This window comes from Atlantibacter hermannii (assembly GCF_009907385.1).
In the GTDB taxonomy this organism is placed as follows: domain Bacteria; phylum Pseudomonadota; class Gammaproteobacteria; order Enterobacterales; family Enterobacteriaceae; genus Atlantibacter; species Atlantibacter hermannii_A.
Map to the genome: position 1 here is coordinate 128,986 of NZ_JAAATR010000033.1, position 19,963 is coordinate 148,948.

Here is a 19,963-nt window from a genome sequence, read left to right on the forward strand (position 1 = left end):
GCCGCCTGATAAAAGGTGAACCTTAGCCACACCAGCTGGCGTTATCTTTTCCAGAAATCATCAAATACGGTGATAGGGGGACGGCGCTTGTGCTCGGTTTTCAGATACCAGCCCTCGATGGTTTTGCTGATGCTTTCATCCAGCGTTTTGCCTTCCAGATAGTCATCAATGTTTTCATAGGTGACGCCCAGCGCCACTTCATCCGGCAGGGAAGGGCGATCGTCTTCCAGATCCGCCGTCGGCAGTTTGGTATAGAGATGCTTAGGGCAGCCCAGTTCGCGCAGCAGCTGTTTGCCCTGGCGTTTATTGAGGCGGAACAGCGGATTGATATCGGTGCCGCCGTCGCCGTATTTGGTGAAGAAACCGGTGACCGCTTCTGCCGCATGATCGGTGCCCACCACCACGCCTTTAGTCATCCCGGCGATGCTGTACTGGGCTTTCATACGCTCACGCGCTTTTTCATTGCCGCGCACAAAGTCGCTCAGCTCAATGCCCGCGTCGCGCAACGCCTGCTCGCTGGCCAGCACGGCGGCTTTAATGTTTACGGTGAGCACCCGATCTGGCTGGATAAACCCCAGCGCGTCCTGACAATCCTGCTCGTCGAACTGGACGCCGTAAGGCAGACGCACGGCGATAAACTGATAGCTGGCGTCGCCGGTTTCATCGCGCAGTTCCGTGATAGCCAACTGGCTGAGTTTTCCTGCCAGGGTAGAGTCCTGACCGCCGCTGATACCCAGTACCAGCGTCTTAATAAACGGGTGCGCTTTCAGATATGCTTTAAGAAAATCCACGCTACGGCGTATTTCCTGCTGAACATCGATCTGCGGTTTTACGCCGAGAGCCTGAATAATGTCTTGTTGTAGAGCCATTTACCCCTCCGATCACAGCCTGTCTGATTTGAATTCATATCGGTAAAGTTTAATCCTTAAAACTAACCCGATGTGCCGGAAACGACAAGGCGTGCGGCGGTTTCCCCGCCCGAATGACGCAAAATAAGGCAATTTTCCATAAAAGTAGAATCGTCCTAAAAAAAGCCGTTACGCTCTAACAACTTGAAAAATGTTACTTTGCCTTCCAGGCTTAGTTCACACGCAGAAACAAGAGGAAGACATAATGAATAACAAGTTTGCAGGATTACTGGGTGCGGCAGCGGTAATGACGATGCTGGCAGGTTGTACGGCGTATGATCGTACCAAAGACCAAATCACCGAACCGGTAGTGAAAGACGTTAAAAAAGGGATGAGCCGTGAGCAGGTCCGCCAGATTGCCGGCCAGCCTTCTTCTGAAGTGAGCATGATCCACGCTCGCGGCACTTGCCAGACCTACATTCTGGGTCAACGCGATGGTAAAGCGCAGACTTACTTCGTCGCGCTGGATGACACCGGCCACGTAATGAACTCCGGCTACCAGACCTGTGCTGAATACGATACCGATCCACAGGCGCCGAAAGCGAAACAGTAAGTTTTGCTTCCCGCATAAAAAAACCTGCTTCGGCAGGTTTTTTTGTTTATCGCATTAATGGGTAACAGACTCACCATTCCCCGTAGGGGTATTTTTTTCCTTTGATGAAATTGATGGTTTCGTCGATATATTCGTATCCGTCGCCAAAATACGTCACGCCTTTACACATTTTTAGCTGCGAACCGGAAACGGTTTTTATTTTAAAATCCCGCACCGGCAGATCCGACAACCGGATATAATTATGAACGTCATTTTCCAGCCACACCCGCACTTTCCCTTCCGGCGCCAGGCCTATCACCATAAAACGAAAATAAAGCGTGTCAGTGACGTGTGGTACGGAAGGAGAAGGCACCAGCATCATGTTGTCTATCCGACTGTTGAACGCGATCTCCGTTTCATAGACCTTTTTATCAATGACAGAGTCCCAGCAGAAATGAATATATCGCGGCGGGTCGTTGACTTTGTTTAAGGACGAATCAGTTCCGCCCACAGGCTCCTTCCACCGGTCAATACTTCTCTTTCTGGGGTGAGTGCCATCCAGCATGCGGAACTGGTAGTAATAGCCTTCCCTGTCCAGCATCTCCACATAGGTCACCCACGCAGGCAGCGCCTTCGGGTAGGCAAAATTAAAAAACCAGTAGTCGTAGGGCTTAGGTAGCTTTGCGTTTCCGGCCGCGTTGTTGCCGCCGGTGCATCCCGGCAGGCTGACTGCTATCAGCAGATAAAACAGGAACTTTTTCATCGCTGTTTTGCTCCATCCATGTTGTAAACGGTGCGCGTCCATTCTTCATCCGGACGATTAACATAACTGAAGGTCTCTGCGGGCGCAGCCGCGGAAGTTATGCTGTTTTTAAGATGATAATCAACAGTATTCCAGTTGGCGGAGCAGTGAATATACTGGCCAATGATACGGAGTTCTTCGGAGGTAAAAGGAACAACCCGTTCATTCTTTACAAGCGCTTTCGCCTGCTGAATGGCTTTATCACACAAGCTCTGTAAATCAGGAGTCGGGAGAAGTTTTTTACTTTTCTGTATGTCCATAAAGTTAACCCCGGCCATTCCTGCAATTTCATACATCACCCTGAGCGGTATTTTCGACCACTCGTTAGTAACCGTCCGGTGAAAGGTCACCGCCGCACCCACCCGTTTTTGCGCATTGCCATACCGATCCTGCGGCATTTTGTCGTCCGCATCGCTTTCCGTCTTCATCACGCCGGAGGGTAACAGCGGAGCCAGCACGGGGTAGTCCAATAACCGTCTGGCCTGCCCGGCGGCATGGCGGTACACGCGGGTTTCGCTATCCGGTACGGACTCCGGCTGAGTTTCTATTTCAGGACGGGTCAGGAAAAGATACTCTGTTTCCGTGTCGTTATAGCCGCCGCCGATATCGGAATGCGCGCCCGGCAGGCTGAGCTCCGGCCAGTGCCCTTTCACGCTGTTAAGGCAGAAGTTATACCGGCATTCGTGCATCGCGGTCAGGTGAAAAACCTGTCTGGCAATGCCACGCGGCAGCGTTAGTCTGACGCCGGGGTTAGTGCTGTCATGCGGGTCGAAACCGTCTTCCACGCCGCCCACGGCGGCGACCGTGTCAAAGAGACCGAGAAAGCGCACCTCGCCGGCCGGTTTTCCCTGATACGTCACTGCGCTGAACGCCGCCGAAACGGCATTCACCAGCGCCGGGTCCCGCTGAAAGACCCGGTTAGCGAAGTGCCGCGCCGCTGCCGCGCCGCGGCTGAAGCCGAACACGTCGAACTGAAGCGCTTTTATCGTCACCTGTTGGCCTGGAATACCGTGAGCGAAAATTACTAATTTTTCTCGAATAAGTTGAACAGCCCGGTCAGTCTTCGCAATCACTCCCGTATCATAATTACCCAGCCCCATCCCCATCAGCGAATCGGCCTTGTTATTCTCGGTGCCAATACCCTCAACATAGATTTGCCGCTGATACGCTGTCTGGTCATCCGTTATTTCCGCATCTTCAACGTACAAAGAATTCAGCCAGTGAATATTAGTATGCCCACCTAAATAGCTGGTGGCCCCTGTCCCCGTAATTCCTTTTTTTTCCATACACCGCTGATTAAATTCACCGGCTTCGGCGGGATCAATCCCAAAACGTTCGGGGCTGCAGTCGCTCATTCTCAGGTTCGTGTTGGTAATATTATTACCCGTGCCGTCAAAAAAGACGCCAATCGTCAGCGTAATTTCCCGCTTTTTAATCTCCGGTTCGGTGGTTTTTATCGCCACAGGTAAGAGCGTGTTATAACGCTCCGGGGCGATAAGGTGGCAGTACTCAGTACCTGCAGCCAGATGCCGGTAGCAGATGTAATCATACCTGACTGTGATATATTCCTGATCGAGACAACTTTCGCGTATCAGGGTGATATCCTGGCTGAGCGACGCGCCGCGCACCTCAATATTAAAATATTTCTCCCATCTGCCTGAACGGTTAATCCGGTAAAAGTCAAAATTCATCCAGCAGCGTTCATTATTAGTAATGGCATTCATAAGCAGCGGGGAACTTTTATCCACCGTTTTACAGAAATGAATGCCGTGATGCTTTACGCCCTGAGTGGTATTCGTTATGGAATCGTCTAAGCTGAAAACGTATATTTCATCTTCATGCCCCAGCTGATAACGGTTGCCTGATGATTGCTCGCTTCCACACCCCTGAGAAATATCCCCCTGCTGTTCACCCATTATTTTAAGATAAATCATGTTGCTCATCTATTTATTCCATTTATAGTTATTTAAAATATAAAAAAAGCGGAGTAAATATAAGCAGGTTAATTCGGCTCTGATGAGCAATAACGGCTAACTTTCATTGAAAGTGTATAAATAGACGCACAACCATCGCGTCATCAGATAAAAAAAGCCTTGCCAGAATCTGACAAGGCCGTGATTTCTTAATCAATAACGCGCCTGTTTACGCCGGAATCGCCGGGATTTTGTTGGTGCGCGACCAGACGCGGTGCTTATGCAGGAGCGCGATCAACGTATCCACCGCGTCGCCCTGCGCGTCGTCGGCTTCAATCACGCCTTCCTCGCCCTGGGCATCCACGCCCAGCACCGATTTGAACTGGCGGGCGTCGCCGAGCAGTGTAATCGGTTTGAGATGCTTATAGGCCTCCAGCAGGTAGTAGCGCGCATCGCCGCGATTAAGCAGGCCGCTCACCGCACCGCCGGGGACGATGACCGCATCCACCGTCAACGACGGCGCGCCCTCGAAGGTGCCCATCACGGTGATTTGCGAGCCGTCATCCGCTGTGACTTCACCCATTCGGGAATAGAGCAACTTGCTGTGGACCCCTTCGCGCTTCAGCCCCTGCATAATCGCCAGCAAATCCGCGGCGTTGACCTGCTCGTTGAGCAGGATCGCCACCACGCGACCTTTTACGGTGCCGCCTGGCACCGCGTACAGGCTAAGCGCTGCGTCTTTCTTCAGGCCGTTGACGTCCTTCGGCGGGGCGGTGTGGATCTGCTCATCGGTGAGGGTGATGCCCAGATTTTCCGCCACCGCGCTGGCAAGGGAGACGTCGATATGGCAGAGCTGATCCACCACGCGCTCGCGAATATAGGCGCGGGCGACTTTGCCCAGCTCGAAGCTGAAGGCATCAATAATGTGCTGTTGTTCCACCGGGGTCTGGCTTTGCCAGAACAGGCGCGGATGGGAGTAGTATTCGCCGAACGACGGGCTACGCTCGCGGATTTTATGCCCCTCGACGCGCTCCTGATAAGATTCGAATCCCCCGCGTTTCGGGCCGGGCGGCGTTTCGCGCGGCCAGTTGTCGTTGATGGAGTTTGGCTCGTAGTTCGCCGGGTTAGTATCAATATCCATGCGGTGCATGCCGTCGCGCTGGAAGTTGTGATACGGACAAACCGGGCGGTTAATCGGGATCTCGTGGAAATTCGGCCCACCGAGACGGCTGATTTGGGTATCGGTATAGGAGAACAGACGCCCCTGTAACAGCGGATCGTTGGTGAAGTCCAGACCGGGGACAATATGGCCCGGATGGAACGCCGCCTGTTCGTTCTCGGCGAAGAAATTATCCGGATTGCGGTTGAGCACCATTTTGCCCACTAACTGTACCGGCACCAGCTCTTCGGGGATCAGCTTGGTTGGGTCGAGCAGATCGAAATCGAATTTGAACTCGTCTTCTTCGGTGATCAATTGCAGGCCCAGCTCATATTCCGGGAAATCGCCCGCTTCAATGGCTTCCCACAGCTCGCGGCGGTGGAAATCGCCGTCGCGACCAATCAGCTTCTGGGACTCATCCCACACCAGCGAGGCTTTACCCGCCACCGGCTTCCAGTGGAAGCGCACAAAAGTGGCTTTGCCCTCGGCGTTGATCAGCCGGAAGGTATGGATGCCGAAGCCTTCCATGGTGCGATAGCTGCGCGGAATGCCGCGATCCGACATCGCCCAGATAACGTTATGCAGGGTTTCCGGTTGCAGGGAAACATAGTCCCAGAAGGTATCGTGGGCGCTGGCACCCTGCGGGATCGCCCAGTGCGGCTCGGGTTTGACTGCGTGAACAAAGTCCGGGAATTTGTGGGCGTCCTGAATAAAGAACACCGGCGTGTTGTTGCCCACCAGATCGAAAATCCCTTCTTCGGTATAAAATTTGGTGGCGAAACCGCGGATATCACGCACCGTATCCCCGGATCCAGCGCCGCCCTGTACCGTTGAGAAGCGCACAAACACCGGCGTGATTTTCTCCGGGTCGCTCAGGAAATCCGCTTTGGTAATCTCTTTCAGGCTTTTATAAGGCTGGAAATAACCGTGGGCTGCCGAGCCGCGCGCGTGGACGATACGCTCCGGGATGCGCTCGTGGTCGAAGTGGGTGATCTTCTCGCGCAGAATGAAGTCTTCTAACAGGGTTGGCCCACGGGTTCCGGCGCGCAGCGAGTTTTGATCGTTGGCGATGCGCACGCCCTGATTAGTGGTAAGCGGGAAATCTTCGCTGCCTTTACGGAAATGATCGAGCGCCTTGAGTTTTTCATTAGAGGTGTCCGGGGCCTTCAGGCTGCCGGGGGCTGTCGGGTATTCGCCTGGCGCGCTGGGGACCGGCGCAGGGCGGTGCGAACCGTCTTCGGGAGCCAGAGAATCCATTCCGGGTTGTGATTCACTGGCGTCGTGGACTGGCGCCTGGTGTGAGGGCTTATCGTTATGCGACATTGAACTCGCTCCTTATTTCATTGCTGAAAATTGACTCGTTGTGAAGTCAAAACCCTTCTAACTATAGAACAATGCCGCCGTACTGCTTTCAGGCAACGGGGTGAGATGGGCAGAGGTCGGGCTGCAGGGAAGCGTGAGATCCGTTATCATAGAGGCACGAATCTGAATGTTTGATATTGATTGCTGCTGATGAAACCTTTACGCCAACAAAATCGTCCTGTTATCACTTACACGCCACGGATTGAACCCGCGCCGCCGGAGCACGCGGTACGCATGGAGGGTTTCAAAGACGTCTGGCTGCTGCGGGGGAAATATGTGGCCTTTGTGCTGGTGAATGACGGCTTTATACGTTCTCCCGCGTTCACCGTTCCGGAGTCGGCGCAGCGCTGGGCGTCGCAGGTCAGGCAGGATATGGTTTAGCTTTCGGCTATTTCTGAAATAAAAAAAACCGCATTTTTCAATGCGGTTTTTTACTTCTGGAAGGTGATTAGCGGTGCGCGAGTTCGGTTTCTTCGTCGCTGTTGAGGATCGCTTTATCGGTTTGCTTCAGCCACTGGCTGGTCAGCGTACCGGCAGTCATTGAACCGCTCACGTTCAGCGCGGTACGACCCATGTCGATCAGCGGCTCAACGGAGATCAGCAGTGCGACCAGGGTCACCGGCAGACCCATCGCCGGCAGTACGATCAGCGCGGCGAAGGTGGCACCGCCGCCCACGCCGGCAACGCCTGCGGAGCTCACGGTCACAATGCCCACCAGGGTGGCAATCCACATCGGATCCAGCGGATTGATGCCCACGGTCGGGGCCACCATCACCGCCAGCATCGCCGGATAGAGACCGGCACAGCCGTTCTGGCCGATGGTGGCGCCAAAGGAGGCGGCAAAGCTGGCAATGGATTCCGGTACGCCAAGACGGCGGGTTTGCGCTTCGACGTTCAGGGGAATCGACGCGGCGCTGGAGCGGCTGGTGAACGCGAAGGTCAGCACCGGCCACACTTTACGGAAGTACTTCAGCGGGCTCACGCCGTTCACCGCCAGCAGCAGGCCGTGCACCACAAACATAATGCCCAGTCCCAGGTACGAAGCGACCACAAAGCTGCCCAGCTTGATGATATCCTGCAGGTTGGAGCTGGCGACCACTTTGGTCATCAGCGCCATCACGCCGTACGGGGTCAACTGCATCACCAGGCGAACCAGTTTCATTACCCAGCTTTGCAGGGTGTCGATGGCGATCAGCACGCGCTCGCCTTTCGGCGCATCGTCTTTCAGCAGTTTCAGTGCCGCCACGCCGAGGAACGCCGCGAAAATCACCACGCTGATGATAGAGGTCGGGTTCGCGCCGGTCAGATCGGCAAACGGGTTTTTCGGAATGAACGACAGCAGCAGCTGCGGTACGCTCAGGTCGGCCACTTTACCGGCGTAGTTGCTTTCAATGGCGCTCAGACGGGCGGTTTCCGCCGTGCCCTGTACCAGGCCTTCTGCGGTCAGACCGAACAGGTTGGTCACCAGCACACCCACCAGCGCGGCGATAAGCGTGGTGAACAGCAGGGTACCGATGGTCAGTAGGCTGATTTTACCGAGCTGGGAGGCGTTATGCAGACGGGCGACCGCGCTCAGGATCGAGGCGAACACCAGCGGCATCACGATCATTTGCAGCAGTTGCACATAGCCGTTGCCGACCACGTTAAACCACTGGATAGAGGTTTTCAGGACCGGGCTATCCGCGCCGTAAATGGCATGCAGAACGCAGCCAAACACCACGCCGATCACCAGACCTACTAATACTTTTTTTGCCAGACTCCACTGCCGGTGGCGGGTTTGCGCCAGCAACAGCAAGAGGATAACGAACACCACGATGTTCGCTATTAATGGAAAATTCATCCCCGTTCTCCTGTTTCACTGACAGGCTCGAAGTGGCCCGTCTTTATGGCGCAAAGGGTAACAGAAGACGCAGGGGGTTCTTATAATCAAATGGAATTGATTATATCCAAAAGTCGTTTTTCGCTGGTTTAACGTTCGGTCTGGTGATGAATAAAGCGATCAAACTGGTTTTGCAGTGAATTAATCATCTGGGACGACCAGCGAATAGCGCTGTTCTCTGGCAACCCCTGGGGCATCCATACGGCATAGACAAAGAACGCCATGCACAGCACCCGCTCCAGCTGATTGCCTTTTTGCGGCATCAGGATCGGCAGGCGAAAGCGCCAGCGGCAGGGCCACAGTAGCGGCACGCCCGCAGGCGTCAGCATATCCGCCAGAATATGGCTCAGATAACCCAGCACCATACCCTGAATGGCGTCCGCCGGGATGATCCAGCTATCGGGCACTTTCAGGTAAAACAGCGTCAGGGCGATAAACACCGCCAGCAGGCTGTGGGTAAAGCCCCGATGGCCGAAAGCCCGGGCGACAGGTTTAGATATCCACTTTAGCCGCTGGCCGAGCAGCGACTTAGGGTGATCGATATCCGGCAACAGACAGGTGAGGATCGCCGAGGGAATAATATGCCACCAGTCCCCCTGCGCCAGCACAGGAGTGAGTTCGGCGTTTTTCGCAAACACCGCACACGCAATGGAGAAAAAGAGGTGGCCTTCCGCCGTCATGTTAAAAAACCCAGAAAAATGCTGACTGTCGATTCATCCAGTATAGGGTTTTTATACAGTAGACGGAAGCGGTGACGGTGTAACTCTTTGTCACCGACGTGTCATTGTGTTAGCGCGCCAGCCAGCCGCCATCAACGGCAATCGTATAACCGTTAATATAGGCCGACGCGTCGGAGGCTAAAAACACCACCGGCCCCTGCAAATCCGCCGGTTCGCCCCAGCGTCCGGCGGGGATGCGGTCGAGTATTTCCTGGTAACGAGCGGCGTCTTCGCGCAACTGTTGGGTATTGTTGGTCGCCATATAGCCCGGCGCGATGGCATTAACGTTAATGTGATGCGCTGCCCACTCATTGGCCAGCAGCCGGGTTAAACCCAGCACGCCGCTTTTCGACGCGGTATAAGAGGGGACGCGGATGCCGCCCTGGAAAGAGAGCATTGAGGCGATATTAATGATTTTGCCGCCGCCGCCCTGAGCGATAAACTGCCGGGCAACCGCCTGGGATAAGAAGAACACCGACTTCAGATTCAGGTTCATCACGTCGTCCCAGTCTTTCTCGGTAAAATTCAACGCGTCTTCCCGGCGGATGGTGCCGGCATTATTAACCAGAATATCTACCCGGCCCATGCGTGCTACCGCAGTCTGCACAATGGCATCAATATCATCCTGACGGCTTAAATCAGCCTGGATTGCGGTAAAGCGCCGACCCAGCGCCGTGACTTTTTGCTCGGTATCGTGCGGGATTTTACGGTTCACGCCGACGATATCGCATCCCGCCTGGGCGAGCCCCAGCGTCATTCCCTGGCCCAGACCGGTGTCACATCCCGTCACCATCGCGACTTTACCTGCAAGGTTAAAGGCATCAAGAATCATAGTGTCCTCGTTATCTGCTGGATGTTATCGGGATGATCATAGGCGGGGAAAAGAAAATAACCAGATAAAAATAAAACAATGTTTCAAAATTATGATGAGGGTATAAAAAAAGACGGCCTGAGCCGTCTTTATAGCGGAGGGTTAGCCCATCAAATGACGGAGGGTGAGCTGTTCCAGCGAGTCGAGTTTCGCGTCGGCTAATACCCAGCGGGGATCGGCGCGATTTTCGGCGGCGGGGACCACAATCGAGCGCATCCGCGCGGCTTTGGTGGCAATCATCCCGTTGACCGAGTCTTCCAGCGTGACGCAGCACAGCGGGTCGACGCCCAGTTTAGCCGCGGCATCCAGGTAGACCTGCGGGTGCGGCTTGCTGTACGGCAGCTTTTCCGCCGAGGAGACCGCATCGAACTGGTCGCGCAAACCCAAAATCGACAGGACGCTTTCCAGCATACGCAGCGGGGACGCCGACGCCAGGCCGACTTTAAGCCCTTGCGCTTTGCATAACGCCACCGCCTCGGTTACGCCTGGCAAGGCAGGGCGCTGCTCTTCTATCAGGGTAATCGCCCGGGTGATGATGCGGTCGGTCACTTCCGCTTTCGACGGGCCGTTCCAGGGCTGATGGATAAACCAGAGATCCACCACCAAATCGATGCGTAAACCTAATGTATCAGGCAGTTCATGGCGGCGGGAAACATCCACGCCAAGCGTCGCCATGATCTCCAGTTCCGCCTTATCCCAAAGCGGTTCTGAATCAATCAGCAGGCCATCCATATCAAAAATCGCGGCGAGGATCGGGCGCGAATCAGGCATCAGTCATCACTCCTGTGGTTAACATGTTGTGTTATCAATAGCCTGAAAATCAGCTTATCGCTACCGCTTTGTGAATTTCGCAGTAAACTTCAGGCGAAATATTGGTTGAGCAGGTAGACTTGTTCTGACGATAAAGCGTCGTAAAACCTGTTCAGAAGGCGTTATTGTTGCCGCCAGTTTGAATACGGCCAGCGCGGAAAAACCGGTGCGTACTCAGGTACGTGAGGGCTTGATTCGCCAGGCTCACCCGTGCGGGCCGCCCGGAGGGCGTTCAAAGATAAATCTTTGTGAGCACTGCCCGGGTTCAAAATGGCAAATAAAATAGCCTTATGAGCAGGCTTTTTAAAAGGGGAGAGAATGACGTATCAACAAGCTGGACGCATTGCTGTTGTAAAACGCCTTGCCGGGTGGATTATCTTTATACCGGCGGTGATTTCAACGCTGATTTCACTATTAAAATTTATGTATGAGCACAGCGAAAAGCAGCCAGGCATCAATGCCGTCATGCTGGATTTCGCCCATATCATGATTGATATGATGCGCTTCAATACGCCGTTCCTGAATTTTTTCTGGTACAACTCACCGTTGCCTGATTTTCAGCATCAGGCCAATATCACATTCTGGCTTATCTTTATTCTGATTTTTGTCGGGCTGGCGCTGCAGGCTTCCGGCGCGCGGATGAGCCGCCAGGCGCGTTTCCTGCGTGAGGGAATTCAGGATCAGCTGATTCTGGAACAGGCGAAAGGGGCCGACGGGCTGACCAAAGCGCAGCTTGAAGAGCGCATTGTGGTGCCGCGCCATACGATATTTCTTCAGATATTCCCGCTGTATATCCTGCCGGTGATAGTGATTATCGCCGGGTACTTCTTCTTTAAGCTGTTGGGATTTATGTAAAACAACGCTCCCGGTCGGGAGCGTTGTTGTTAAGCCGCCAGGATCCTCTCCAGCGCCTTTTGCGCCGCCACCAGATGATTGCCGCCAAACAAAATGGCGCGGTTCAACAGGGTATACAGCTGATACAGCGGCTGGCGCTGCAGGAAGCCAGCGGGCAGGGGAGAAACGGACTGGTAGCCGTCGTAGATTTGCGGCGGCTGGCCGGGGTGCAGCGGCAGCATCGCCAGATCGCACTCCCTGTCGCCCCAGTAGCAGGCGGGATCAAAGAGATAAGGCCCGTCCGGCCCCAGCGCGCAGTTGCCTGACCATAAATCGCCATGCAACAACGACGGCTGCGGCTGATGGGATGCCAGCTGTGCCGCTACGACATCAACAATTAAATCGATATCGCCAAATTCCAGCCCTTTTTCCGCCGCCAGCTCCAGCTGCCAGCCGATGCGCTGCTCGGCGAAAAACGTCGACCATTTGCGCTGCCAGGCGTTGGGCTGCGGGGTAGTGGAGAGATCGTTGTCAAAATCGAGTCCGAACTGCGGCTGGTCGCTCCACTGGTGAAGGCGCGCCAGCTGCTGGCCCAGCAGGAAGGCATTATGGGCGTCAAGGGGGCGAGGTTCGAGATATTCCAGCAGCACAAAGCTGTAATCCCGGTCGCTGCCAACACCCCATACTTCAGGCACCCGAACGGTTTGACTACGGGCAAGCAGGGCGAGTTGGTCAGCCTCTGCGGTGAAAATCGGCAGCAGCTCGCGATCGTCACATTTTACGAACACCTCATGGGTGCCGTAACGCACCCGCCACGCGGCGTGAATTTCTCCGCCGGGTAATTCGGTGCGCTGCGTGAGTTCCTGCTCGCCGAACTGCTCTGCTAACAGACGACTGATGGCTTGCCACATAATGTCTCTCCCCAGGTTGCCTGATATTTCATTACCTTAGCGCATTACTACCGGTTAAAAACAGGAACTGGCGCACATCCCGACGCGACAATCTGCCTTTATATCAGGAATCATCCGCCTGCCAGGCTTCCCAGGTGGTGATATCCACTTCTGGTTTCTGACCGAGGGCCGATTCGCCTAACCCTTCGGCCAGCGCCCTGACTTCCTGCTCATCCTGGGCGGTGATCAGCCCAAACGTATTGATGCCCAATTCATGCACTTTGCCGTCGTCATCGCTCATGGTGAGCGTGAAACCGCCGCGGGTCAGGTGATTGTTGAGCTCATTAATATCCGTCAGGTTTTCCTCATGAAAGCGAAACGTGACAACGTAACGCTTGATGTCTCCAGTAGCCATCATTCACCTCTTTGTTTACCCGAAAGATTTCAGCATAGCCGATGCGCTGATGAATCGCGCATTTAATGACCAGGCTGCGGTTAGCTTTGCAAATATTGATAAATCTTTTCCGTATTCTCATGGGAACAGAGACGCGTTCCCTTATTTAACGTCGCTGCGCTCCCGGCTGCCACGCCATAGCGCACCATTTCCAGCAGCGGAGCCTGCCGGGCAAGCTTCAGCGTCATTGCGCCGACCATGCTGTCGCCCGCGCCGACGGTGCTCTGGCTTTTTACCGGTGGCGGGACGACCTGCACGCAATCCGATTCATCGACGCCTAACGCGCCCTGCGGCCCGAGCGACACCACAACGCGTTTGGCTTTACCGCTTCGCACCAGCTCCTGGGCCGCCTGGCGCACGTCGTCAGGCTGGGTTAAATCGCGGCCCACCAGCGCTGCCAGCTCTTTCTGGTTGGGTTTCACCAGCTCAATGCCGCCGATATCCAGCGCGGCGGCCAGCGCCTCGCCGGAGCTGTCGATAATGCAGCGCAGGCCGTTTTGCTGGGCACGGGCGATCAACTGCGTAAAATCAGCCAGGTCAACGCCCGGCGGCAGGCTGCCGCTCACCACCAGCAGCGAACCGGATCCAATGGCCAGCACTTTTTCCTCCAGTTGCCGAAACTCGTCCTGCGACAAGTGTGCGCCGGGCATCACAAAGCGGTATTGCTCGCCGCTGGCTTCAACGTGCACGTGTAGATTCTGGCGCGTCCAGTCATGAGACGAGATGGTGTCGACACTGACGTTTTCTTCTTTAAGCAGAGCGATGAGATGCTCGCCGGTGGCACCGCCAGCGGGGAACAGCGCCGTGGCGTCGCCGCCTAAATGGCTGATGGCGCGGGCAACGTTAATGCCGCCGCCGCCGGGTTCGAATACCGGCGCGGTACAGCGTAATTTCCCTTCAGGGTAGATTTGCGGCGTGACCGTCGCGCTGTCCAGCGACGGGGCGAGCGTCAGGGTAAAGACCGGAACCATATAACCTCCTTTTGAATGGGCTGACCTAAGCGTAGCACTCATGGCGTGAGGAAGTGTCAATTAACACTCTGATTTTTAATATGAATAGCACTTAAGGCTGACACTTTATCCTTATGAAATAAAAGCGATTTTCAGATCTCTCTTATACAAAAAATGATTCAGGAACTCATTGCTATGTAATTCGTGGCTTTTTATAATTTGTTACCTTTCCCGCGGACCGGTTCGTTGATCCCGTGGAGAGTTTCCGGGACCGTTATGGTCTCTTTTTTTGTTGTGCGGACCTTAAAAATTAAATGAAGCTTTTAAAGACAGTACCCGCAGTGTTTATGCTGGCGGGGAGCGCGTTGTTCAGTCATTTTGCAACCGCTGATGATTCCGTTTTTACTGTCATGGATGACCCTTCCAGTGCGAAAAAGCCTTTCGAAGGCTATCTTAACGGTGGTTATCTGGCGCAGTCTGGTAATACCAAGAGCTCCTCTCTGACCGCAGACAGCGCGCTGACCTGGTACGGCAGCACCACCGCGTGGTCTTTGTGGGGAAATGCCAGCAACAACTCTTCCAACGACGAACGTTCTTCCGAGAAATATGCGCTGGGCGGCCGTAGCCGTTACAACATGACTGACGTGGACTATCTGTTCGGACAGGGCAGTTGGCTGACGGATCGTTACAACGGTTACCATGAGCGCGATGTGCTCACCGCCGGTTACGGTCGCCAGTTCCTCAACGGGCCGGTTCACAGCCTGCGTTTTGAATTCGGTCCGGGTGTGCGTTACGACGAATACACCGACGGCACTGACAAAACCCAGGCATTGGGCTATGCCTCCGGCGCTTACGCGTGGCAGTTCACCGATAATGCGAAATTCACCCAGGGTGTTTCCGTGTTCGGCGCGGACGACACCACCGTGAACTCCGAAACCGCGTTGAACGTGGCGATTAACGAGCATTTTGGGCTGAAAGTCGCTTATAACGTCACCTGGAACTCCAACCCGCCGGCCAGCGCGCCCGATCACACCGATACCCGCACCTCTGTAACGCTGGGCTATAAAATGTGATTATCAGGCCGGTTTATACCGGCCTGTTTTCTTTACCCCGTTGATGCGTTCAATCTGGTCAAAATAATCCTGACCACCGCCGTTTTTTTGTGATTTACCGTCGCGGTTATGGCTTATTCATGCGTGCTGAATGGATAGAGCCTTTAACCCCTTGCGGATGATGTGTAATATTGCAAGCGGTGTTATCAACTGGCGGGCCGAGGTGTTTGCAGCGTTTCGTACGCGTAAGGACCATATTTCGCAGAGTGCAGCGGGAATCAGCTCATAACCAGTTGATAATGATTAAATATTACTGTTTCGTATGTGATCTTTCGTGTGGGTCACCACTGCGAATAAGGACAAAAAATGCCCGTTATTACTCTTCCTGATGGCAGCCAACGCCATTATGACCACGCTGTAAGCCCCATGGATGTTGCCCTGGACATTGGTCCGGGTCTCGCAAAAGCCTGTATCGCAGGCCGCGTTAATGGTGAATTAGTCGATGCCAGCGACCTGATCGAACAGGACGCCCAACTGGCTATTATCACCGCAAAGGATGACGAAGGACTGGAGATTATCCGCCACTCCTGCGCGCACTTACTGGGTCATGCCATTAAACAACTCTGGCCGAACACCAAGATGGCGATCGGTCCGGTCGTCGATAATGGTTTCTACTATGACGTTGATCTGGAAAATACCCTGACCCAGGAAGATCTCGACGCCCTCGAAAAGCGCATGCACGCGCTGGCTGAGAAAAATTACGACGTGATCAAGAAAAAGGTCAGCTGGCATGAAGCCCGCGAAACCTTCGTGAACCGTGGCGAAAGCTATAAGGTTTCCATTCTTGACGAAAATATCTCTCATGATGACAAGCCTGGTCTGTATCATCATGAAGAATACGTGGATATGTGCCGTGGCCCGCACGTGCCGAATATGCGTTTCTGCCACCACTTCAAACTCATGAAAACGGCAGGGGCCTACTGGCGCGGCGACAGCAACAACAAGATGTTGCAGCGTATCTACGGCACCGCATGGGCGGATAAAAAAGCCCTGAACGCCTATTTACAGCGTTTAGAAGAAGCCGCGAAGCGCGATCACCGTAAAATTGGTAAGCAGCTCGACCTGTATCACATGCAGGAAGAGGCGCCGGGTATGGTGTTCTGGCACAACGACGGCTGGACAATTTTCCGTGAACTGGAAGTGTTCGTCCGCTCCAAGCTGAAAGAGTATCAGTACCAGGAAGTGAAAGGCCCGTTCATGATGGACCGCGTCCTGTGGGAAAAAACGGGTCACTGGGAAAACTACAAGGATGCGATGTTCACCACCTCTTCCGAGAACCGTGAATACTGCATCAAACCGATGAACTGCCCGGGCCACATTCAGATCTTCAACCAGGGCCTGAAATCCTACCGCGACCTGCCGCTGCGTATGGCGGAGTTCGGCAGCTGCCATCGTAACGAGCCGTCAGGCGCGCTGCATGGCCTGATGCGCGTGCGCGGCTTTACTCAGGACGACGCTCACATTTTCTGTACCGAAGAGCAGGTACGTGACGAAGTAAACGGCTGTATTCGCCTGGTTTACGACATGTACAGCACCTTCGGTTTCGAAAAAATCGTGGTGAAATTGTCGACCCGCCCGGAAAAACGTATCGGTAGCGATGAGATGTGGGATCGCGCCGAGGCAGACCTGGCGGTAGCGCTGGAAGAGAACGGGATTCCGTTTGAATACCAGCTCGGCGAAGGCGCGTTCTACGGCCCGAAAATCGAGTTTACCCTGTACGATTGCCTCGATCGCGCCTGGCAATGTGGTACAGTTCAGCTAGACTTCTCGCTGCCACAGCGTCTTGGCGCGTCGTATGTTGCTGAAAACAACGACCGTCAGGTGCCGGTGATGATCCACCGCGCGATTCTGGGCTCCATGGAACGTTTCATCGGTATTCTGACTGAAGAGTTCGCCGGTTTCTTCCCGACATGGCTGGCTCCGGTCCAGGTGGTGGTGATGAATATCACCGATTCGCAGTCCGAATACGTTAACGAATTGACCCGTAAACTACAAAATGCGGGCATTCGAGTAAAAGCGGACTTGAGAAACGAGAAGATTGGCTTTAAAATCCGCGAGCACACTTTACGTCGTGTCCCGTATATGTTGGTCTGTGGTGATAAAGAAGTGGAAGCAGGCAAAGTTGCCGTTCGCACTCGCCGCGGGAAAGACCTGGGAAGCCTGGACGTAAGTGAAGTGATTGAGAAGCTGCAACACGAAATTCGCAGCCGCAGTCTTCAACAACTGGAGGAATAAGGTATTAAAGGCGGAAAACGAGTTCAAACGGCACGTCCGAATCGTATCAATGGCGAGATTCGCGCCCAGGAAGTTCGCTTAACCGGTCTGGAAGGTGAGCAACTGGGTATTGTGAGTCTGAGAGAAGCGATCGAAAAGGCTGAAGAAGCTGGAGTAGATTTAGTTGAAATCAGCCCTAACGCCGAACCGCCAGTTTGTCGTATCATGGACTACGGCAAGTTCCTTTATGAAAAGAGTAAGTCTTCTAAGGAACAGAAGAAAAAGCAGAAAGTTATCCAGGTTAAGGAAATTAAATTCCGTCCTGGTACTGACGAAGGCGACTATCAGGTAAAACTCCGCAGCCTGATTCGCTTTCTCGAAGAAGGCGATAAGGCCAAAATCACGCTGCGTTTCCGCGGTCGTGAGATGGCCCACCAACAGATCGGTATGGAAGTGCTTAATCGCGTGAAAGAAGATCTGAATGAACTGGCAGTCGTCGAATCCTTCCCAACGAAGATCGAAGGCCGCCAGATGATTATGGTGCTCGCTCCTAAGAAGAAACAGTAAGGCCTTCAAGTAACAATGTCTGTGGAGCCTTTGGGCTTCACAGATTTTGTTCGCCCTACGTTTCGTTTAATCAACAATGCGAAGTGGAAGTTATTAAGATGCCAAAAATTAAGACCGTACGCGGTGCTGCTAAGCGCTTCAAAAAAACCGGTAAAGGTGGTTTTAAGCACAAGCACGCTAACCTGCGTCATATTCTGACCAAAAAAGCTACCAAGCGTAAACGTCACCTGCGCCCGAAAGCCATGGTTTCCAAAGGCGATCTGGGTCTGGTCATCGCGTGCCTGCCGTACGCATAAGCCGTTTAACTTTTAACTTTTTTACAGAATAGAAACAGGAGAGCACTATGGCTCGCGTAAAACGTGGTGTAATTGCACGTGCACGTCACAAGAAAATTTTGAAACAAGCTAAAGGCTACTACGGTGCGCGTTCACGCGTATACCGCGTTGCCTTCCAGGCTGTTATCAAAGCTGGTCAGTATGCTTACCGTGACCGTCGTCAACGTAAGCGTCAGTTCCGTCAACTGTGGATTGCGCGTATCAACGCAGCAGCACGTCAGAACGGTATCTCTTACAGCAAATTCATCAATGGCCTGAAAAAAGCCTCTGTTGAAATCGACCGTAAGATTCTGGCTGACATCGCCGTATTCGACAAAGTGGCATTCTCTGCCCTGGTTGAAAAAGCGAAAGCAGCACTGGCATAAGCCAGTTTGAAGGAGGGAGCTTGCTCCCTCTTTTGCTTTCTGGCCTTCGTTTTATTGACATTTCAACCTGATAGCCTTTCAATAGACGAATTCGTTTCCAGTATTAAGGTAACTGCAAGCATGAACGCTGCTATTTTCCGCTTCTTTTTTTACTTTAGCACCTGATCTCAGGGGGCTTGCGCGTAAGAAAGAAACGGAAAATAAACGCCAAAAGCCTCCATCGTGGAGGCTTTTTTTTTGGTCGACAGAACAATCACTACTCAGGCGCACGCGCCACTATTATGAGGAAAACCATGCCACATCTCGCAGAGCTGGTTGCCAGTGCAAAGGCAGCTATAGACCAGGCCTCCGATGTTGCCGCGTTAGATAATGTACGCGTCGAATATCTGGGCAAGAAAGGGCACCTGACCCTTCAAATGACCACCCTGCGTGAACTGCCGCCAGAAGAGCGTCCGGCAGCAGGCGCGGTGATCAACGAAGCCAAAGAACAGGTGCAGCAGGCGCTGAACGCCCGTAAATCTGACCTCGAAAGCGCCGCTCTGAATGCGCGCCTCGCCGCAGAAACCATCGACGTTTCCCTGCCGGGCCGTCGCATCGAGAACGGCGGCCTGCATCCGGTGACCCGCACCATCGATCGTATTGAAAACTTCTTTGGGGAACTGGGCTTTACCGTGGCGACGGGCCCGGAAATCGAAGACGATTACCACAACTTTGACGCGCTGAACATTCCGGGCCACCACCCGGCGCGCGCTGACCACGATACCTTCTGGTTCGACGCGACCCGTCTGCTGCGCACCCAGACTTCCGGCGTGCAGATCCGCACCATGGAAAATCAGCAGCCGCCGATCCGCATTATCGCGCCGGGCCGCGTCTACCGTAACGATTACGATCAGACCCACACCCCGATGTTCCATCAGATGGAAGGCCTGATCGTTGATAAAAATATCAGCTTCACCAACCTGAAGGGCACGCTGCACGATTTCCTGAATAACTTCTTTGAGGAAGACCTGCAGGTTCGTTTCCGTCCGTCCTACTTCCCGTTCACCGAGCCGTCCGCAGAAGTGGATGTAATGGGTAAAAACGGCAAATGGCTGGAAGTGCTGGGCTGCGGCATGGTGCACCCGAACGTGCTGCGCAACGTGGGCATCGATCCTGAAGTCTATTCCGGCTTCGCCTTCGGCATGGGCATGGAACGTCTGACCATGCTGCGTTACGGTGTCACCGATTTGCGCGCTTTCTTCGAAAACGATTTACGTTTCCTCAAACAGTTTAAATAAGGGCAGGACT

21 protein-coding genes and 1 other annotated feature are annotated in these 19,963 nt (G+C 53.9%); of the genes, 10 read left to right on the top strand and 11 right to left on the bottom strand.

The genetic code is table 11. From position 1 onward, the window contains the following. Positions 1-41: 41 nt before the first annotated feature. Positions 42-869 (bottom strand): ammonia-dependent NAD(+) synthetase, encoded by an 828-nt coding sequence (gene nadE / locus GV764_RS10220; protein ID WP_161660062.1) that lies wholly within the window; start codon positions 867-869, stop codon positions 42-44. Positions 870-1,113: 244 nt separating this feature from the next. Here nadE and osmE point away from each other — a divergent pair, with 244 nt between their 5' ends. Then, entirely contained in the window at positions 1,114-1,461 is a 348-nt protein-coding gene (osmE, locus tag GV764_RS10225; RefSeq protein ID WP_151604819.1) for an osmotically-inducible lipoprotein OsmE, read from the top strand. A gap of 70 nt (positions 1,462-1,531) precedes the next feature. On the opposite strand, the gene GV764_RS10230 is transcribed toward osmE, so the two are convergent. From GV764_RS10230 to katE, 3 genes are all read right to left on the bottom strand, one after another. Continuing rightward, complete coding sequence (locus GV764_RS10230; RefSeq protein ID WP_161660063.1) at positions 1,532-2,203, bottom strand: DUF2931 family protein; 672 nt, start codon at positions 2,201-2,203, stop codon at positions 1,532-1,534. Further along, positions 2,200-4,185 carry an Hcp family type VI secretion system effector gene (locus GV764_RS10235; protein ID WP_161660064.1) on the bottom strand — a complete coding sequence of 662 codons (1,986 nt, stop codon included), beginning with the start codon at positions 4,183-4,185 and terminating at the stop codon, positions 2,200-2,202. The genes GV764_RS10230 and GV764_RS10235 overlap by 4 nt, the downstream gene beginning before the upstream one ends. 199 nt (positions 4,186-4,384) lie before the next feature. Then, positions 4,385-6,637, bottom strand: coding sequence for a catalase HPII (gene katE, locus GV764_RS10240; RefSeq protein ID WP_161660065.1), 2,253 nt, complete (start codon positions 6,635-6,637; stop codon positions 4,385-4,387). 189 nt (positions 6,638-6,826) lie between these two features. On the opposite strand from katE, the gene cedA reads away from it, so the two are divergent. Continuing rightward, positions 6,827-7,057, top strand: coding sequence for a cell division activator CedA (gene cedA / locus GV764_RS10245; protein WP_161660066.1), 231 nt, complete (start codon positions 6,827-6,829; stop codon positions 7,055-7,057). Between the two features lie 67 nt (positions 7,058-7,124). Here cedA and GV764_RS10250 read toward each other — a convergent pair whose 3' ends face one another. The 4 genes from GV764_RS10250 to hxpB form a co-directional block, all read right to left on the bottom strand. After that, on the bottom strand, positions 7,125-8,516 hold the full coding sequence (locus GV764_RS10250; protein ID WP_161660067.1) for an L-cystine transporter: 1,392 nt from the start codon (positions 8,514-8,516) through the stop codon (positions 7,125-7,127). A gap of 128 nt (positions 8,517-8,644) precedes the next feature. Then, positions 8,645-9,235, bottom strand: a complete 591-nt coding sequence (locus GV764_RS10255) for a metal-dependent hydrolase (protein WP_125293555.1) — start codon at positions 9,233-9,235, stop codon at positions 8,645-8,647. A 109-nt stretch (positions 9,236-9,344) separates the two neighbouring features. Next, positions 9,345-10,106 (bottom strand): 2-dehydro-3-deoxy-D-gluconate 5-dehydrogenase KduD, encoded by a 762-nt coding sequence (gene kduD / locus GV764_RS10260; protein WP_161660068.1) that lies wholly within the window; start codon positions 10,104-10,106, stop codon positions 9,345-9,347. Positions 10,107-10,247: 141 nt separating this feature from the next. Next, on the bottom strand, positions 10,248-10,916 hold the full coding sequence (gene hxpB / locus GV764_RS10265; RefSeq protein WP_161660069.1) for a hexitol phosphatase HxpB: 669 nt from the start codon (positions 10,914-10,916) through the stop codon (positions 10,248-10,250). Positions 10,917-11,273: 357 nt separating this feature from the next. Between hxpB and GV764_RS10270 the strand changes: the two genes are divergently transcribed. After that, a complete protein-coding gene (locus GV764_RS10270) occupies positions 11,274-11,810 on the top strand; it encodes a YniB family protein (RefSeq protein ID WP_161660070.1) in 537 nt (178 codons plus the stop codon). A 29-nt stretch (positions 11,811-11,839) separates the two neighbouring features. On the opposite strand, the gene GV764_RS10275 is transcribed toward GV764_RS10270, so the two are convergent. The 3 genes from GV764_RS10275 to pfkB all read right to left on the bottom strand — a co-directional run bounded on the left by GV764_RS10275 (position 11,840) and on the right by pfkB (position 14,104). Further along, entirely contained in the window at positions 11,840-12,700 is an 861-nt protein-coding gene (locus GV764_RS10275) for a fructosamine kinase family protein (RefSeq protein ID WP_161660071.1), read from the bottom strand. 103 nt (positions 12,701-12,803) lie between these two features. Continuing rightward, positions 12,804-13,094: a type V toxin-antitoxin system endoribonuclease antitoxin GhoS gene (gene ghoS, locus GV764_RS10280; RefSeq protein ID WP_161660216.1), complete on the bottom strand. Its 291-nt coding sequence runs from the start codon at positions 13,092-13,094 to the stop codon at positions 12,804-12,806. Between the two features lie 80 nt (positions 13,095-13,174). After that, a complete protein-coding gene (gene pfkB, locus GV764_RS10285; RefSeq protein WP_161660072.1) occupies positions 13,175-14,104 on the bottom strand; it encodes a 6-phosphofructokinase II in 930 nt (309 codons plus the stop codon). 293 nt (positions 14,105-14,397) lie between these two features. On the opposite strand from pfkB, the gene GV764_RS10290 reads away from it, so the two are divergent. The 7 genes from GV764_RS10290 (at position 14,398) to pheS (ending at position 19,953) form a co-directional block, all read left to right on the top strand. Next, complete coding sequence (locus GV764_RS10290) at positions 14,398-15,156, top strand: DUF481 domain-containing protein (RefSeq protein ID WP_161660073.1); 759 nt, start codon at positions 14,398-14,400, stop codon at positions 15,154-15,156. Between the two features lie 345 nt (positions 15,157-15,501). Beyond that, entirely contained in the window at positions 15,502-17,430 is a 1,929-nt protein-coding gene (gene thrS / locus GV764_RS10295) for a threonine--tRNA ligase (RefSeq protein WP_161660074.1), read from the top strand. A gap of 3 nt (positions 17,431-17,433) precedes the next feature. Then, a complete protein-coding gene (gene infC, locus GV764_RS10300; protein WP_125293487.1) occupies positions 17,434-17,976 on the top strand; it encodes a translation initiation factor IF-3 in 543 nt (180 codons plus the stop codon). A 98-nt stretch (positions 17,977-18,074) separates the two neighbouring features. Next, positions 18,075-18,272, top strand: coding sequence for a 50S ribosomal protein L35 (rpmI, locus tag GV764_RS10305; protein ID WP_001124225.1), 198 nt, complete (start codon positions 18,075-18,077; stop codon positions 18,270-18,272). Between the two features lie 47 nt (positions 18,273-18,319). After that, entirely contained in the window at positions 18,320-18,676 is a 357-nt protein-coding gene (gene rplT, locus GV764_RS10310) for a 50S ribosomal protein L20 (RefSeq protein ID WP_000124849.1), read from the top strand. Positions 18,677-18,791: 115 nt separating this feature from the next. Next, positions 18,792-18,915, top strand: a sequence feature (Phe leader region). Beyond that, on the top strand, positions 18,797-18,841 hold the full coding sequence (gene pheM / locus GV764_RS21980; RefSeq protein WP_001386830.1) for a pheST operon leader peptide PheM: 45 nt from the start codon (positions 18,797-18,799) through the stop codon (positions 18,839-18,841). It overlaps the preceding feature by 45 nt. 54 nt (positions 18,916-18,969) lie before the next feature. After that, positions 18,970-19,953 carry a phenylalanine--tRNA ligase subunit alpha gene (gene pheS / locus GV764_RS10320; protein ID WP_161660076.1) on the top strand — a complete coding sequence of 328 codons (984 nt, stop codon included), beginning with the start codon at positions 18,970-18,972 and terminating at the stop codon, positions 19,951-19,953. The last annotated feature ends 10 nt before the right edge of the window (positions 19,954-19,963 follow it).